This is a genomic window from Winogradskyella vincentii, assembly GCF_020166345.1.
GTDB lineage: Bacteria > Bacteroidota > Bacteroidia > Flavobacteriales > Flavobacteriaceae > Winogradskyella > Winogradskyella vincentii.
Map to the genome: position 1 here is coordinate 508670 of NZ_JAIUJS010000002.1, position 14260 is coordinate 522929.

Annotated in this window: 15 protein-coding genes; 4 read left to right on the forward strand and 11 right to left on the reverse strand. The window is 33.5% G+C overall.

The features are described 5' to 3' along the window. Window positions 1–6 precede the first annotated feature (6 nt). From LBV24_RS05460 to LBV24_RS05475, 4 genes are all read left to right on the forward strand, one after another. Window positions 7–459: a hypothetical protein gene (locus LBV24_RS05460; protein WP_224477577.1), complete on the forward strand. Its 453-nt coding sequence runs from the start codon at window positions 7–9 to the stop codon at window positions 457–459. A 6-nt stretch (window positions 460–465) separates the two neighbouring features. After that, entirely contained in the window at window positions 466–1101 is a 636-nt protein-coding gene (locus LBV24_RS05465; protein WP_224477578.1) for an ExbD/TolR family protein, read from the forward strand. Window positions 1102–1112: 11 nt separating this feature from the next. Beyond that, entirely contained in the window at window positions 1113–1577 is a 465-nt protein-coding gene (locus LBV24_RS05470; RefSeq protein WP_224477579.1) for an ExbD/TolR family protein, read from the forward strand. Between the two features lie 86 nt (window positions 1578–1663). Further along, window positions 1664–2353 carry a porin family protein gene (locus LBV24_RS05475; protein WP_224477580.1) on the forward strand — a complete coding sequence of 230 codons (690 nt, stop codon included), beginning with the start codon at window positions 1664–1666 and terminating at the stop codon, window positions 2351–2353. Here LBV24_RS05475 and LBV24_RS05480 read toward each other — a convergent pair. From LBV24_RS05480 to rplM, 11 genes are all read right to left on the reverse strand, one after another. After that, the gene (locus tag LBV24_RS05480; RefSeq protein ID WP_224477581.1) at window positions 2348–2956 is read right to left on the reverse strand and encodes a hypothetical protein; all 609 of its coding nucleotides are present in this window, start codon (window positions 2954–2956) and stop codon (window positions 2348–2350) included. The two genes, LBV24_RS05475 and LBV24_RS05480, sit on opposite strands and share 6 nt — an antisense overlap. 2 nt (window positions 2957–2958) lie before the next feature. After that, window positions 2959–4425 (reverse strand): RNA polymerase factor sigma-54, encoded by a 1467-nt coding sequence (gene rpoN / locus LBV24_RS05485; RefSeq protein WP_224477582.1) that lies wholly within the window; start codon window positions 4423–4425, stop codon window positions 2959–2961. Window positions 4426–4503: 78 nt separating this feature from the next. Next, window positions 4504–5937: an asparagine--tRNA ligase gene (asnS, locus tag LBV24_RS05490; RefSeq protein ID WP_224477583.1), complete on the reverse strand. Its 1434-nt coding sequence runs from the start codon at window positions 5935–5937 to the stop codon at window positions 4504–4506. 21 nt (window positions 5938–5958) lie between these two features. Further along, complete coding sequence (locus tag LBV24_RS05495) at window positions 5959–8379, reverse strand: efflux RND transporter permease subunit (RefSeq protein ID WP_224477584.1); 2421 nt, start codon at window positions 8377–8379, stop codon at window positions 5959–5961. A gap of 168 nt (window positions 8380–8547) precedes the next feature. Further along, on the reverse strand, window positions 8548–9828 hold the full coding sequence (locus LBV24_RS05500; protein WP_224477585.1) for a DUF5686 family protein: 1281 nt from the start codon (window positions 9826–9828) through the stop codon (window positions 8548–8550). A 67-nt stretch (window positions 9829–9895) separates the two neighbouring features. After that, the gene (gene frr / locus LBV24_RS05505) at window positions 9896–10450 is read right to left on the reverse strand and encodes a ribosome recycling factor (RefSeq protein WP_224477586.1); all 555 of its coding nucleotides are present in this window, start codon (window positions 10448–10450) and stop codon (window positions 9896–9898) included. A 44-nt stretch (window positions 10451–10494) separates the two neighbouring features. Further along, window positions 10495–11202 carry a UMP kinase gene (pyrH, locus tag LBV24_RS05510; RefSeq protein WP_224477587.1) on the reverse strand — a complete coding sequence of 236 codons (708 nt, stop codon included), beginning with the start codon at window positions 11200–11202 and terminating at the stop codon, window positions 10495–10497. 121 nt (window positions 11203–11323) lie between these two features. After that, window positions 11324–12154: a translation elongation factor Ts gene (tsf, locus tag LBV24_RS05515; RefSeq protein ID WP_224477588.1), complete on the reverse strand. Its 831-nt coding sequence runs from the start codon at window positions 12152–12154 to the stop codon at window positions 11324–11326. Window positions 12155–12236: 82 nt separating this feature from the next. Beyond that, window positions 12237–13028, reverse strand: a complete 792-nt coding sequence (gene rpsB / locus LBV24_RS05520; RefSeq protein WP_224477589.1) for a 30S ribosomal protein S2 — start codon at window positions 13026–13028, stop codon at window positions 12237–12239. Window positions 13029–13238: 210 nt separating this feature from the next. Further along, window positions 13239–13625 (reverse strand): 30S ribosomal protein S9, encoded by a 387-nt coding sequence (gene rpsI, locus LBV24_RS05525; protein WP_224477590.1) that lies wholly within the window; start codon window positions 13623–13625, stop codon window positions 13239–13241. Continuing rightward, window positions 13625–14080 carry a 50S ribosomal protein L13 gene (gene rplM / locus LBV24_RS05530; RefSeq protein WP_224477591.1) on the reverse strand — a complete coding sequence of 152 codons (456 nt, stop codon included), beginning with the start codon at window positions 14078–14080 and terminating at the stop codon, window positions 13625–13627. The genes rpsI and rplM overlap by 1 nt, the downstream gene beginning before the upstream one ends. Between the last annotated feature and the right edge of the window lie 180 nt (window positions 14081–14260).

Below are 14260 nucleotides of genomic sequence, written 5' to 3' on the forward strand. Positions count from 1 at the left end.
TTAATTATGAATTTACACAAAATATTAAAAATAGTAGCTGGCTTACTTGGCGTTGCTGGTATTATTTTCTTGGCGAGAATAATATCTAAGGGTGACGACGAGATAAAGGCAGCAGCACTGAATGGAGATACTGCAATAGTAGATCCTATGGCATTTGTGGCTTATATAATTCTAGGACTTGTGTTGGCTTTTGTAATAATTTTTGTTATCAAAAATTTATTCACTAACACATCTGGTCTTAAAAATACCTTAATTGGTTTTGGAGCTTTTGCCGCAGTATTAATTATATCATACGTGATGTCTGGTGGTGATCCAATGCAATATAAATTGCAGGATGGTTTTGCTACAGAAAGTCAATCACAAATGGTTGGTGCAGGCCTCACAGCATTTTATATATTAATTATTGTTGCTGCATTAACAATGATTTTCTCAGGAGTTAAAAAAGTAATTAGTAAATAATAGAATATGGCAAAAAGAGCAGCACCCGAAGTAAACGCAGGATCAATGGCTGACATTGCCTTCTTATTACTTATCTTTTTCTTAGTAACAACAACAATTGAAAAGGACAAAGGTCTATTAAGAAGTTTGCCACCAATTGATGACTCTGAAGTAGAGCCACCAATTATAAAGCAGAAGAACTTATTTACGGTTCTTATCAACCGTAGAAATCAACTTCTTGTTGAGGATGAGCAAATGGAGCTTAAAGATCTTAGACAAGCAGCAATAGAGTTCTTGGATAATGGTGGTGGTACAAATGCTGAAGGAGCAAGTTGTGACTATTGTCAGGGAAAAAGATCTCCAAGTTCATCAGATCACCCAGACAAGGCAATTATTTCAATGAAGCATGATAGAGAAACTTCATACGAGAAATACATTGATGTTCAGAATGAACTTGTTGCGGCTTATAATTTCTTAAGAGAAAGAGAGGCAACAAGGTTGTACAAAAGATATTATCCAAATGAGGATAAAGTGTATGCAGCAATGTTAGCAGAGAAGGAAAAAAATCAGTTTAAGAAGGATGAAGAACTTAATGAGCGCATAGAAACCATTAAGAAGCTTTACCCACTTAAGTTGTCTGAAGCAGAACCAGATAAAAATTAAAAGTAACAGATATGTCAAAGTTTAAAAAAGGAGGAAAAAGTGAATTGCCAGCAATTTCAACGGCATCCTTGCCTGATATTGTATTTATGTTGCTTTTCTTTTTCATGGTAGCAACAGTAATGAGAGATAGTTCTTTAATGATTGAGAATAGGTTACCAAGCGCAGATCAAGTAGAAAAATTGAAAAAGGATAGAACTACTTTTATCTATGCAGGTAAGCCAAGCAGTCAATATAAACAGTTTGGTGAAGAACCAAGAATTCAGTTTAATGATGCCTTTATCAGTGTAGAAGATGTACAAGCATCTGTGTTACAGGCTCAGGCAGATATGAATGAAGAACTTAAAAGTAAAATTGTAGTAGGGCTTAAGGTAGATAAAGATACACATGCTGGTCTTGTCTCAGATATTAAGCAAGAATTGCGTAAAGCAAATACATTGAAAGTTATGTATATAGCTAACGCAAAAGCACAACAATAAAGATTCTTAATCTTAGTTATAGAAACGTCCTGAGTAATCAGGACGTTTTTTTATGTAGCAATTAAAGTTTTTGTAGATTTAACCTTATGAAGTATTTTCCATTGCTATTTATTATAGTTATTAGTCAGATTGGGATTGCTCAAAGCAATGACAAAACCGATTTGTACAAGAATTATCGAGAAGATCAATTTTATGCTTCGGTAACGTATAATTTGCTTAATTCTAAACCAGACGGTTTAGCACAAAGTGGTTTTTCAACTGGATTTCATATTGGTTTTATTAGAGATATGCCAATTAATGAGGACAGAGATTTTGCAATTGGTTTAGGTATTGGTTTTTCTTCAAATTCTTACAATCAAAATTTATCAATAATTGAAGAGAACGAGGAAATAATCTTCAGCATACTTAATGAAGACGAAATCAATGTTTCTAAGAATAAATTCTCTACCTATCTTGTTGAAGTACCTTTAGAAATAAGATGGAGGACTTCAACAGCTTCAGATTATAATTTTTGGCGAATTTACACCGGTTTTAAGCTTGGTTACATGGTATATAACTCCACAAAACTAAAATCTGAAGCTGGTGACGTTCAGCTTTCTAATATTGATTCGTTTAATAAATTTCAATATGGGTTAACATTAAGCGCTGGTTATGGAACATGGAATTTCCATGCTTATTATGGTTTGAATTCAATATTCAATGATGACTCAAAATTGAATAATGAAACCATAGATATGAATGTTATAAGGCTTGGTTTGATATTTTATATTTTATAACCAGAAGTTAAATAATATTAATTGAGGTAACAGACCCGTAAAAGTACCTGTAATTAATTCTTGATTTGTATGTGCATTTAAATGAAGTCTCGATGTTGCAATTGCGCCTAAAATTATCATCATTAAGGCAATTGTTCCGTTAATGTTGATTTTAAAATGGATTCCAATTCCTACGGCAAACATAAAAAACCCAGTGGCCGCAATCATATGAATACTTGCTTTAATACCATAGAGTGCCAAGAAAAGACACAGTAGGTTTGAAATTAAGATTCCAAGAAAGAAGTAAAACAATTCCTCTATTTCATTTGGCGTCATAACGCGCAATAGAATTAACGTAATAATTACCGAGTTGATTAATAAAGGCAAAATCCTTTCCTTGGTGGTCTTAAGGTATATGGTGTCTACTTTATTAATAGTTTTAAGTAAGAAAAAAAGCAGAATCGGAAGTATAATTGTTAGTATAACAACGGAGAATATTTTCGCCTTCATTACAGGCTCGGGTATAAACCTAGGTGTTTTAGAAAAGTAAAACAGAACACCTAATAATGGCATTATTAGTGGATGGAAAATAAATGAGATGCTTTTTAAAATAGAATCTCTCATTTTTAAATCTTTTTTCTAAGTCTCGCTACAGGAATATCTAATTGCTCTCTGTATTTCGCAACTGTACGTCTAGCAATAGGATATCCTTTTTCTTTCAAGATTTTGGATAGTGCTTCGTCTGTAAGTGGTTTCTTTTTGTTTTCTTCTTCAATTACAGTCTCTAATATCTTTTTGATTTCTCGGGTTGAAACTTCTTCACCTTGGTCGTTAGTCATGGACTCTGAGAAAAATTCCTTAATTAATTTAGTTCCATATGGAGTATCGACATACTTACTGTTTGCCACCCTTGATATGGTTGACACATCCATGTCAATTTCATCCGCAATATCTTTTAATATCATTGGGCGAAGTTTTCTTTCGTCACCAGTTAAGAAATATTCTTTCTGATAATTCATAATAGCACTCATTGTGACAAAAAGAGTTTGTTGCCTTTGTCTAACAGCTTCAATAAACCACTTGGCAGCATCCAGTTTTTGCTTAATGAACATTACTGCATCCTTTTGTGCTTTTGATTTTTCCTTTGAATCTTTATAACCCTTTAACATATTATTGTATTCTCTAGAAACGTGGAGTTCTGGTGCATTCCGTCCATTTAATGTCAATTCTAATTCACCTTCAACTATTTTAATTGCGAAGTCCGGGACTATATGCTCAATTATCTTATTATTTCCAGCATATGAGCCTCCTGGTTTAGGGTTTAATCGCTCAACTTCCTCAATTGCATCTTTTAATTGGTCTTCATTAATGCTAAATTTTTGCATTAATTTCTTGTAATGTTTTTTAGTGAATTGTTCAAAGGCCTTATCTATTATTTTTGAAGCTAACTCTACATCTGGATTTTGTTCTTTTCTATGTAATTGAATGCTTAAACATTCCTGAAGATCTCTAGCCCCAACACCAGCAGGATCCAACTGTTGTACAATCTTCAATACTTCTTCAACTTCCTCCTCGTTGGTATAAATATTTTGAGTAAATGCCAAATCATCCGTTATATCTGAAAGTGATCGTCTTATATACCCACTTTCGTCAACACTACCAACTAAAAATTGCGCTATTTCTTCTTGTTGATCCGATAGCCTGAATGTATTTAATTGGTTGATTAAATGCTGTGTAAATGATGTGCCAGCGGCATAAGGTATGCTCTTTTCATCATCATCAACACTGTAATTATTTGCTTGTGTTCTATAATCCGGAATTTCGTCATCACTTAAATATTCATCTACATTAATATCATCTGCATCAATTGAGTCATTGTCGTTAAATTCTTCACCACTATTGTCAAATTCATCAAAAGAATCTTCAGTATTGTCACTTTCTTTGCCAGTGTCAAGTGCTGGATTTTCTTCAAGCTCCTGTTTTAAGCGTTGTTCAAAAGCTTGCGTAGGCAATTGAATCAGCTTCATCAATTGAATTTGCTGAGGTGATAGCTTTTGTGAAAGTTTAAATTGTAAATACTGTTTTAGGGCCATTTAATGATTTCTCTTATGTATTAAAAATAATAAAAAAAACCTGTCAGGTGATTAATTCTTAACAGGTTTCTCTTTTCTTTAAAATTCTGCGTTTTGAGGTGTTCTTGGGTATGGTATTACATCTCTAATATTATTCATACCAGTGGCAAACATAACCAATCTTTCAAAGCCAAGTCCAAAACCAGAATGTACAGCAGTTCCATACTTACGTAAATCTAAATACCACCATAATTCTTCCTCAGGTATATCCAGTGCTTTCATTTTTTCAACTAAAACATCTAATCTTTCTTCACGTTGAGATCCTCCAACCATTTCACCAATACCAGGGAAAAGTATATCCATAGCTCTTACAGTTTTCCCATCTTCATTTAAACGCATATAAAAAGCTTTAATATTTGCTGGATAATCAAACAAAATTACTGGACATTTAAAGTGTTTTTCTACTAGGAATCGTTCATGCTCAGACTGTAAATCTGCTCCCCATTCATCAATGATATATTTGAATTTTTTCTTTTTGTTAGGCTTAGAGTTTCTCAGAATTTCTATTGCTTCGGTATAGCTAACTCGCTTAAAGTTATTGTCTACAACAAACCTCATTTTCTCAATTAAACTCATTTCGCTTCTTTCGGCTTGAGGTTTGGTTTTCTCTTCATCTAAAAGTCTTTTCTCTAGAAACGTTAAGTCTTCTAAATTATGTTCTAAAACATAGTTTAAAACAGATTTTAAGAAGTCTTCCGCCAAATCCATATTACCAGCTAAATCCATAAAAGCGACTTCTGGTTCTATCATCCAAAACTCAGCCAAATGACGTGAAGTATTAGAGTTTTCTGCTCTGAAAGTTGGGCCAAATGTATAAACTTTACCTAAGGACATGGCATAGGTTTCTGCTTCTAATTGCCCAGAAACAGTGAGATTGGTTTCTTTTCCAAAGAAGTCTTCTGTATAGTTTACTTCACCATTTTCATTAAGTGGTGGGTTCTTAGCATCTAAAGTGCTAACTCTAAACATTTCTCCTGCGCCTTCTGCATCACTTCCAGTTACAATTGGTGTATGCATATTGTAAAATCCATTTTCAGTAAAGTATTTATGGATTGCAAATGATAATGACGAACGCAAACGCATTACAGCACTAAATGTGTTTGTACGTGTGCGTAAATGTGCATTTTCTCTTAAAAACTCAAACGAATGTTTCTTTGGTTGAATAGGGTATGTTTCAGGATCTGAGTCACCTAAAATCTCAAGTTTTTTTACTTGGATTTCAACTTTTTGTCCTTTTCCTTGACTCTCAACCAATTCACCAGATACATGAATTGCAGCACCAGTTGTAACACGTTTTAATGTTGCCTCATCAAAATTTTCGAAATCTACTACACACTGGATATTATTTAAGGTAGAACCATCGTTTAAAGCAATAAATCGATTTGCTCTAAATGTTCTAACCCATCCTTTTACGGTAACATCTTGCAAGGTCACCTCTTGTGAAAGTAATTCTGCTACAGTTTTAGTCATCATCTCTATTTAAATTTTTAAATGCTAAGATATATTTTCTTCTTTATTTTCAATTTCATCCTCGTCATCATCTTCCTCTGGAATAATGTTAATTGCTGGTTCCCTTAGTACCTCTTTGTTTGCAATATTACGTTCCAGCGATAATAATAATGAAGGTAATAATAACAGATTTGAAAGCATCGCAAATAATAAGGTTGCAGACACCAATGCACCTAAGGCTACAGTACCACCAAAACTAGAAATGGTAAATACAGAGAACCCAAAGAATAGAACGATAGATGTATAGAACATGCTTACACCAGTTTCTCTTAAGGCAGCATAAACGGATTTTCTAATTTTCCAGTGATTAGCTTGCAATTCCTGTCTGTATTTTGCCAAGAAATGTATGGTGTCATCAACAGAAATACCAAAAGCAATACTAAATACTAGAATGGTAGATGGCTTTATCGGTACGCCTAGATAGCCCATTAAACCTGCAGTTACCAGTAATGGTAATAGATTTGGGATTAAGGATACTATGATCATTCTAAATGAACGGAACATATAAGCCATAAATAATGATATTAAGAATATGGCCAAGCTCAATGAAATGACAAGGTTCCTTACCAGATACTTTGTTCCCTTTTGAAAAACTAATGCCTTTCCTGTTAGTGTCACATCATAGCGCTCCTTTGGAAATACTTTGTCTATTTTATTTTGAAGATTCTCTTGAATACGCTCCATTTTATCGGTACCGATATCTTTCATGAAAGTTGTAACACGTGCATATTGGCCAGTACTATCGACAAAGTTTTTCAATAAATCTACCTCCGAATTAGAGTTTTTCGCATAGGATAGTATAAAACTATTCTCTTGGCTTGTCGGTAATTGATAGTACTTAGGATTACCGTTATAATAAGCTTGCTTACTGTATTTCACTAAGCTTACAACTGAAATTGGCTTGGATAACTCTGGAGTTTCAAAAATCAACTCTTCAACCTCATTTATACGCTTTAAGGTACCTAATTTCATTACACCCTTTTTGCGCTTGGTGTCAACCATAATCTCAAGCGGCATTATACCGTTAAACTCGTTCTCAAAGAACCTAATATCCTTAAAGAATTGTTTATTCTTAGGCATATCCTCAATTAGACTGCCTGAAATGGTGATTTTGTTAATCCCAATCATACTAACTATAATCAGCACTAAACCTGTTACGTAAATTGTGATTTTTTTGTGTTTCACCATCCGCTCCATCCAATCAACAAAACCACCAATCCAACGTTTATTTAAATGCTCTAAATGTCTTGCTTTAGGATATGGTAAAAACGTATATATAATAGGTATAATTAATAAGCATAAAATGAAAATTGCTAGAATACTTAATGAGGCTACAATACCAAACTCCTTCAATAATTTACTTTGGGTAAGTATGAATGTTGCAAAACCAGATGCGGTTGTAACATTAGTCATTAAAGTGGCATTACCAATTTTTGTTATGACGCGCTGAAGTGATTTTACCTTATTACCGTGAGATTTTACTTCGTGCTGGTATTTATTAATTAGAAAAATACAATTAGGTATACCTATAACGATGATTAAAGGAGGTATTAATGCTGTTAGGACTGTGATTTCATATTTTAATAGACCGAGTATCCCAAAGGTCCACATTACTCCAATACATACCACTATTAAAGAAATAAAAGTAGCTCTAAAGGATCTAAAAAACAGAAAGAAAATTAAGGAGGTTACTAGTAACGCTGCACTGATAAAAAGGCCAATCTCATCAACAATATTTTGTGAGTTTAATGTTCTTATATACGGCATTCCTGAAACCCTAACATCCAACCCTGTTTTTTGTTCAAAGGAATTAACTATGGTTTCTAAGTCTTCAATTATGAAATCCTTCCTAGCCGCAGTATTTACAATATCTTTTTTAAGATATATGGCAGTTCTTATAGTTTTTGAATCTGCATTGAATAAAAAATTATCATAGAACGGATACTTTTTAAAAAGCTCTTTTTGCAAATCATTCAGTTGGTCAATACTGCTAATAGAATCTTGTATGAAAGGTTCTAATTCAAACTGCTCTTTTTTAGTATTTTTTACAAGTTTTTGTAAGTCTTTTATGGAAAGAACTGTTTCAACTTCGTCAAATTCTTTAAATGAATCTGCAAGTTTATTCCATGCATTAAATTGTTGTACTGTAAAAAGGCTTGAATCTTTTACGCCAAGAACAATAAGATTACCCTCTTCGCCAAAGACCTCTAAAAAATTGTTGTATACTAAATTAACTTCATGTTCATCCGGAAGTAAATTCGCTTCAGTGTAAGTAAAACGCATGTGTTTCCACTGTAAACTAAAAAAAACAGTAGCTAGGACTATGACTATTAAAATGAAGATTTTGTTACGAAGAATTAACCTTGCAACAGCCTCCCAAAATCCTGTAGTAAATAGTTTAAACATGCACTTAAGTCCTTAAAGAGTTTATTCTTTAAGATGTTGTTTATTGATAATCTTTTTTAATTGAATTGTTGCTGAATTAAATCAATAACAAAATTCATTTCAAAATGAGCGGCAAAGGTAGAAAAAACCTAAGGATTAGCCATTTAATTAACAGGAATATAATATATGCTACAGAGAAATATTAAAGGTAAACTTAAAGGCAATATTATCTTCGAAATTTGGAAGGTGATAGCCTCCATATCGATAAGCAAAACTCAATCCAAATCCAAAGAACAACTTATTGATTTCAAAACCAGATTCTGAGTATAACTTTTCTAAGGTATTAAAGTCAATGCCTTGGTGTCTATCAATACTATTCATTGTGCCAACAGCATGTCTAGAAATTAATACTAATTGAGGTTTAAACCATTCAGTAATTTTAAAAGGTTTGAAGAAATGTTTGAATTGCAACGTACTAAACTTATCACTAAAGAACTCATTAAAATACATGGTTTCAAAACTGTTCAAACCCGCGACAGAAAAACGCTGTAAAATTGTTTCTTTTCTGATGTTGTTTGGGTAAGAATGGTATAGATGAGTTAGTGGCGTTTCACCATCAGCAATACCTGCTACCAAACCAAGAGTGGTTAATGACTCATTTTTATGTTGAAGATGATAAATAGTTCTAAAATCTAATTTTGAAAAATTAAAATCACTTCCAAATACCGATTTAAATCCTTGAGTAAATTGTAACGTAAATTTAGGATAACCATCCTTTTCTTCAACTATATAATCTTTTTCGTATCTATAAATGCTAAATGGGCTCCATTGCAAGCTAATCTTGGCAGTACTAACATCGAAGTTGTTGAAACTTTCATTATCCAGCACAAAATTATAATTATAAGTTGGGTTGATTTTGCTTGTTGCCAACTGCGTTTCAGTCAGTAAATGCTTAGATATCTTATGCTCAACTGAAATGGATTTTGTTATATGTCTATGAAATAAGTCGATGTTAAGAAGTCTAGGCTCAAAAAAAGTAAAAAAGCGTTTGTCAGTTAAAAATGAAGAACTTCCGGTTTCTTGAAGATCATCAGTGTATGACAAATTAATCCAAGTATTAGACTTCTCATTAATTCTAAATCCTCCACCTACACTATATTTGTAACGTTTGTCTTTAAATCCATATACTGCATAACCATTCAGACGATATTTTTCAGAAAATTTATTATTGGTTATTCCGCCTAGACCTGTCCTAAATCCTTCATATTGATTAAATTTAATAAGGTATCTTAAATCTAGATTGAAATATTTAAAAGGAAGATAACCATTGCCCAGCTTTCTGATAAATTCGATTTTTCTTATGGAGTCTTGCTTAACTCGGGCTGAATCCTTTTCTAATTCATTTGGTTTTTGAGCAAAACAATTTGTTGCAACAAGTAAAAAAATAACAACAAAGAGATGCTTCGACATAAAGAGGTATTATTGTTAAAAAAAACATCCCGTTTTGTTGGGATGTTTTTAATGTTTTTCAAGAATTCTAAACCGTCATAATTTCATTTTCTTTGACATCTAGAATACTATCTATCTTTTTAACGTAAGTATCTGTTAATTCTTGTATATCAATCTCAGCATTTCCTTGAAGGTCTTCAGATGCATCTGCTTTTTTGATATCATGCATTGCATCTTTTCTGGCATTCCTAACACCAATTTTTGCATCTTCTGCCTCTGATTTTGCTTGCTTAGCCAATTCTTTTCTTCGCTCTTCAGTTAATGGTGGAACGTTTATGATTATTGTTTCGCCATTATTCATTGGATTAAAACCTAAATTGGCAACCATAATACCGCGTTCAATTTCTTGAAGCATACTCTTTTCCCATGGTTGTACAGAGATAGTTCTACCGTCTGGTGTATTTACATTTGCCACTTGGTTAAGAGGTGTTTGTGCACCATAGTAATCCACCATTACGCTACCTAACATAGACGGTGTTGCTTTCCCAGCTCTGATATTAACCAACTGTTTTTCTAAATGCTTAATTGCGGCATCCATTGCCTCCTTAGCTGTGTCTATAATAAATTCAATCTCTTCGTTCATAGTATTATAATTTTAATTGAGCATTATCAAAATTTAAGCCAAATTTATAAATTAACTACTGTACCAATATTTTCACCAGAAACGACTTTTAATAAATTACCTTTTTTATTCATATCAAAAACAATAATTGGTAAGTTGTTTTCTTGACTTAACGTAAAGGCTGTTGTGTCCATAACCTTTAGTCCTTTCCTAAGTACGTCATCAAATGATATTTCATCAAATTTGATTGCACTTGTATCTTTTTCAGGATCTGCATTGTAAATTCCATCTACACGAGTTCCTTTTAAAATTACATCTGCTTCCATTTCTATGGCTCTTAGTACGGCAGCTGAATCCGTAGTAAAGTATGGGTTACCTGTACCACCACCAAAAATTACAACACGACCTTTTTCTAAATGACGTAAAGCCTTGCGTCTAATAAAAGGTTCTGCAACTTCATTTATTTTTATTGCAGTTTGCAATCTTGTTGGGATATCAGCATCTTCTAATGCACTTTGTAAAGCTAAACCGTTAATAACAGTCGCGAGCATACCCATATGGTCGCCTTGCACACGATCCATACCATTACTCGCGCCAGCAACACCTCTAAAAATGTTACCGCCACCAATAACTATGGCTACTTGAACACCTTTATCTGTTATAGTTTTTATGTCTTGGGCATATTCGGCTAAACGCTCAGGGTCTATACCATACTGACGAGTGCCCATTAAAGCTTCACCAGAAAGTTTTAGTAAAATTCTTTTGTATTTCATTATGAATTTTGAAAGTTGAACAAAGCTACACAATTCTTAGCTTCTTTAAAAGCGAAAAAAAGGCCAAAAAAAACCCTCAAATATTATTTGAGGGTTATGAGATTTATTATATCAAAAAAGATTATCCTAAGGCAACACGTTTAAATGAAGTTACCTCAACATCACCAATTGTCTTAACATAATTAGCAACACTAACTTTACTATCCTTAATAAATGCTTGATTAACTAAAGTATTGTCTTTAAAGAAGCGCTTTAATTTACCCTTAGCGATATTATCTAACATAGCTTCTGGCTTACCTTCTTGACGAAGTTGATCTTTTGCTATTTCAATTTCTTTTTCAATTACAGATGCATCAACACCCTCTTCATTTAATGCAATAGGATTCATTGCAGCGGCTTGCATAGCAACATCTTTAGCAACTACATCAGCGCCATCAACATTAGTTGATAAACCTACTAAAGTAGCAATCTTGTTTCCTGCATGTATGTAAGAACCAACAAATGGAGCTTCAATTTTCTCAAATGCATTAATTCCTAATTTTTCACCGATCACACCTGTTTGCTCAATTAATTTTTCAGCTACAGTCATTCCACCAAAATCAGCTGCTAAAAACTCATCTTTAGAATTGAAGTTTAATGCTAAATCAGCTAACTCATGAGCAAGTGCCACAAAGTTGTCGTTTTTACCAACAAAGTCAGTTTCACAACCTAATACTATTGAAACACCAACAGTATTATCTCCATTTACTTTTGCAATAGCCGCACCTTCAGTAGATTCTCTATCTGCACGTTTTGCAGCTACTTTTTGTCCTTTTTTACGTAATATTTCAATGGCTTTGTCAAAATCTCCATTAGCTTCTACTAATGCTTTCTTACAATCCATCATACCTGCACCAGTAGCCTTTCTCAATTTGTTTACTTCTGCTGCCGTGATTTTTACAGTATTTTCCATAATTATTAAATTTAAAAAGTCGATTAATTTATTTCTAAAAGAAAAGAACTAAACGACTTTTTTCATGTATTCTAAAATCTATTTATTCTTCTTCTTTATTTGCTTCTACAGTTTCAGCTTTTGCCTCAACTGGAGCTGGTTTAGCATCTTGCTTTTGTGCCTTACCTTCTTTTTCTGCACGTTCAGCTTTTCTCTCGTTTAATCCGTCTTCAATAGCTGAAGCTACAATAGAAAGTACTTTGTTAATCGATTTTGAAGCATCATCATTTGCAGGGATTAGATAATCTACTTGACGAGGGTCAGAGTTTGTATCTACCATTGCAAAGATTGGAATATTTAATTTCTGAGCTTCTTTAATCGCAATATGCTCGCGCTTAATATCCACTACAAATAATGCGCCTGGTAAACGAGTCATATCAGAAATAGAACCAAGATTCTTTTCTAATTTAGCACGTTGACGGTCAACTTGTAAACGCTCTTTTTTAGATAAAGAATTGAAAGTTCCGTCTTTTTTCATTCTATCGATAGAAGCCATTTTCTTAACAGCTTTTCTGATAGTCACAAAATTTGTTAGCATTCCACCTGGCCAACGCTCAGTAATATAAGGTTGGTTTACAGCACCTGCCTTTTCAGCAACGATGTCTTTCGCTTGTTTTTTAGTTGCAACAAACAAAATTTTCTTACCTGACGCTGCAATTTTACTTAATGCTGCACAAGTTTCTTCAATTTTAGCTGCTGTTTTGTAAAGGTTGATAATATGGATACCGTTACGCTCCATATAAATGTAAGGAGCCATGTTTGGGTCCCACTTACGTGTAAGGTGTCCGAAGTGTACACCTGCTTCTAGTAGTTCTTTTACTTCTACTTTTTCCATTTTTGTAATAGTTTACGTTCTGTTGAATTAGCAATGATTAAGTGGTTGCTTTTGCTTGCCTTAACCATTTAGATGCTAAACTAAATCCCAATGTTTCCATTGTGGACAACAATAACTGGTTTAAATTTTGCCGCACTATGCAGCGATTTCAATAAAATAAAGTAATTCAGAATCTGACAAGTCAGATTCTGAATTAAATGTTGTTGGATATTAACGTTTAGAGAACTGGAATTTCTTACGCGCTTTCTTCTGACCGAATTTCTTACGCTCTACCATTCTTGGATCTCTAGTTAATAGACCTTCTGGCTTTAATATTGCTCTGTTTTCAGCATCATGTTCGCACATTGCACGAGATAATGCTAAACGTATAGCTTCCGCCTGGCCGGTGATACCACCTCCATATACGTTAACAGTAATATCAAAGTTGCCATCATTGTTAGTCATGACTAAAGGTTGGTTTACTTTATACTGCAAAGGTGCAGTAGTAAAATAATCCGCCATGCCTTTTTTGTTCACCGTAATGTTACCTTTTCCTTTGGCAACGTATACACGGGCAACAGCCGTCTTTCTACGGCCAATTTTGTGAATTACTTCCATTAGTTAAATTCTTTTAAATTAATTGTTTTTGGCTTTTGAGCTTCGTGAGCATGCTCAGCACCAGCAACAACTGTTAGGTTACGGAATAATTGTGCTCCTAATTTATTTTTAGGCAACATTCCTTTTACTGACTTTTCTACCAATCTGGTTGGGTCTTTTTCAAACATCTCAGTAGCTGTCAGGCTTCTTTGACCACCTGGATAACCTGTGTGACGGATATAACTTTTCTCCGTCCATTTGTTACCAGTTAAGTTGATTTTCTCAGCGTTAACAACAATTACGTTATCACCGCAATCAACGTGTGGCGTAAAATTAGGTTTGTGCTTACCTCTTAAAAGTATTGCTACTTTTGAAGCTAAGCGACCTAAAGTTTGTCCTTCAGCATCAACCAAGACCCACTCCTTATTAACGGTAGCTTTGTTAGCAGAAACTGTTTTGTAGCTTAATGTATCCACACTAATTTGATTTATAACTGTGCTTTTTGCACAATTGATTATACATTTCTCTCTAAAAAAGAGTTTGCAAATTTACGATAAACTATTGGATTACCAAACCTTGGCGAAGGTTTTTTTAGACTGAAAATCAGGTAAATGAAAATAGAGTGGAAATAGAGAATTTAGCACTAATGATTACCC

Excerpts from the sequence above, each read along its gene's own strand:
- rpsB (WP_224477589.1), bottom strand. The coding sequence starts at position 13,028 with ATGGAAAAAGTAGAAGTAAAAGAACTACTAGAAGCAGGTGTACACTTC.
- LBV24_RS05475 (WP_224477580.1), top strand. The coding sequence starts at position 1,664 with ATGAAGTATTTTCCATTGCTATTTATTATAGTTATTAGTCAGATTGGG.
- asnS (WP_224477583.1), bottom strand. The coding sequence starts at position 5,937 with ATGATGACTAAAACTGTAGCAGAATTACTTTCACAAGAGGTGACCTTG.
- LBV24_RS05500 (WP_224477585.1), bottom strand. The coding sequence starts at position 9,828 with ATGTCGAAGCATCTCTTTGTTGTTATTTTTTTACTTGTTGCAACAAAT.
- LBV24_RS05460 (WP_224477577.1), top strand. The coding sequence starts at position 7 with ATGAATTTACACAAAATATTAAAAATAGTAGCTGGCTTACTTGGCGTT.
- frr (WP_224477586.1), bottom strand. The coding sequence starts at position 10,450 with ATGAACGAAGAGATTGAATTTATTATAGACACAGCTAAGGAGGCAATG.
- rpoN (WP_224477582.1), bottom strand. The coding sequence starts at position 4,425 with ATGGCCCTAAAACAGTATTTACAATTTAAACTTTCACAAAAGCTATCA.
- rpsI (WP_224477590.1), bottom strand. The coding sequence starts at position 13,625 with ATGGAAGTAATTCACAAAATTGGCCGTAGAAAGACGGCTGTTGCCCGT.
- LBV24_RS05470 (WP_224477579.1), top strand. The coding sequence starts at position 1,113 with ATGTCAAAGTTTAAAAAAGGAGGAAAAAGTGAATTGCCAGCAATTTCA.
- LBV24_RS05495 (WP_224477584.1), bottom strand. The coding sequence starts at position 8,379 with ATGTTTAAACTATTTACTACAGGATTTTGGGAGGCTGTTGCAAGGTTA.
- LBV24_RS05480 (WP_224477581.1), bottom strand. The coding sequence starts at position 2,956 with ATGAGAGATTCTATTTTAAAAAGCATCTCATTTATTTTCCATCCACTA.
- pyrH (WP_224477587.1), bottom strand. The coding sequence starts at position 11,202 with ATGAAATACAAAAGAATTTTACTAAAACTTTCTGGTGAAGCTTTAATG.
- LBV24_RS05465 (WP_224477578.1), top strand. The coding sequence starts at position 466 with ATGGCAAAAAGAGCAGCACCCGAAGTAAACGCAGGATCAATGGCTGAC.
- tsf (WP_224477588.1), bottom strand. The coding sequence starts at position 12,154 with ATGGAAAATACTGTAAAAATCACGGCAGCAGAAGTAAACAAATTGAGA.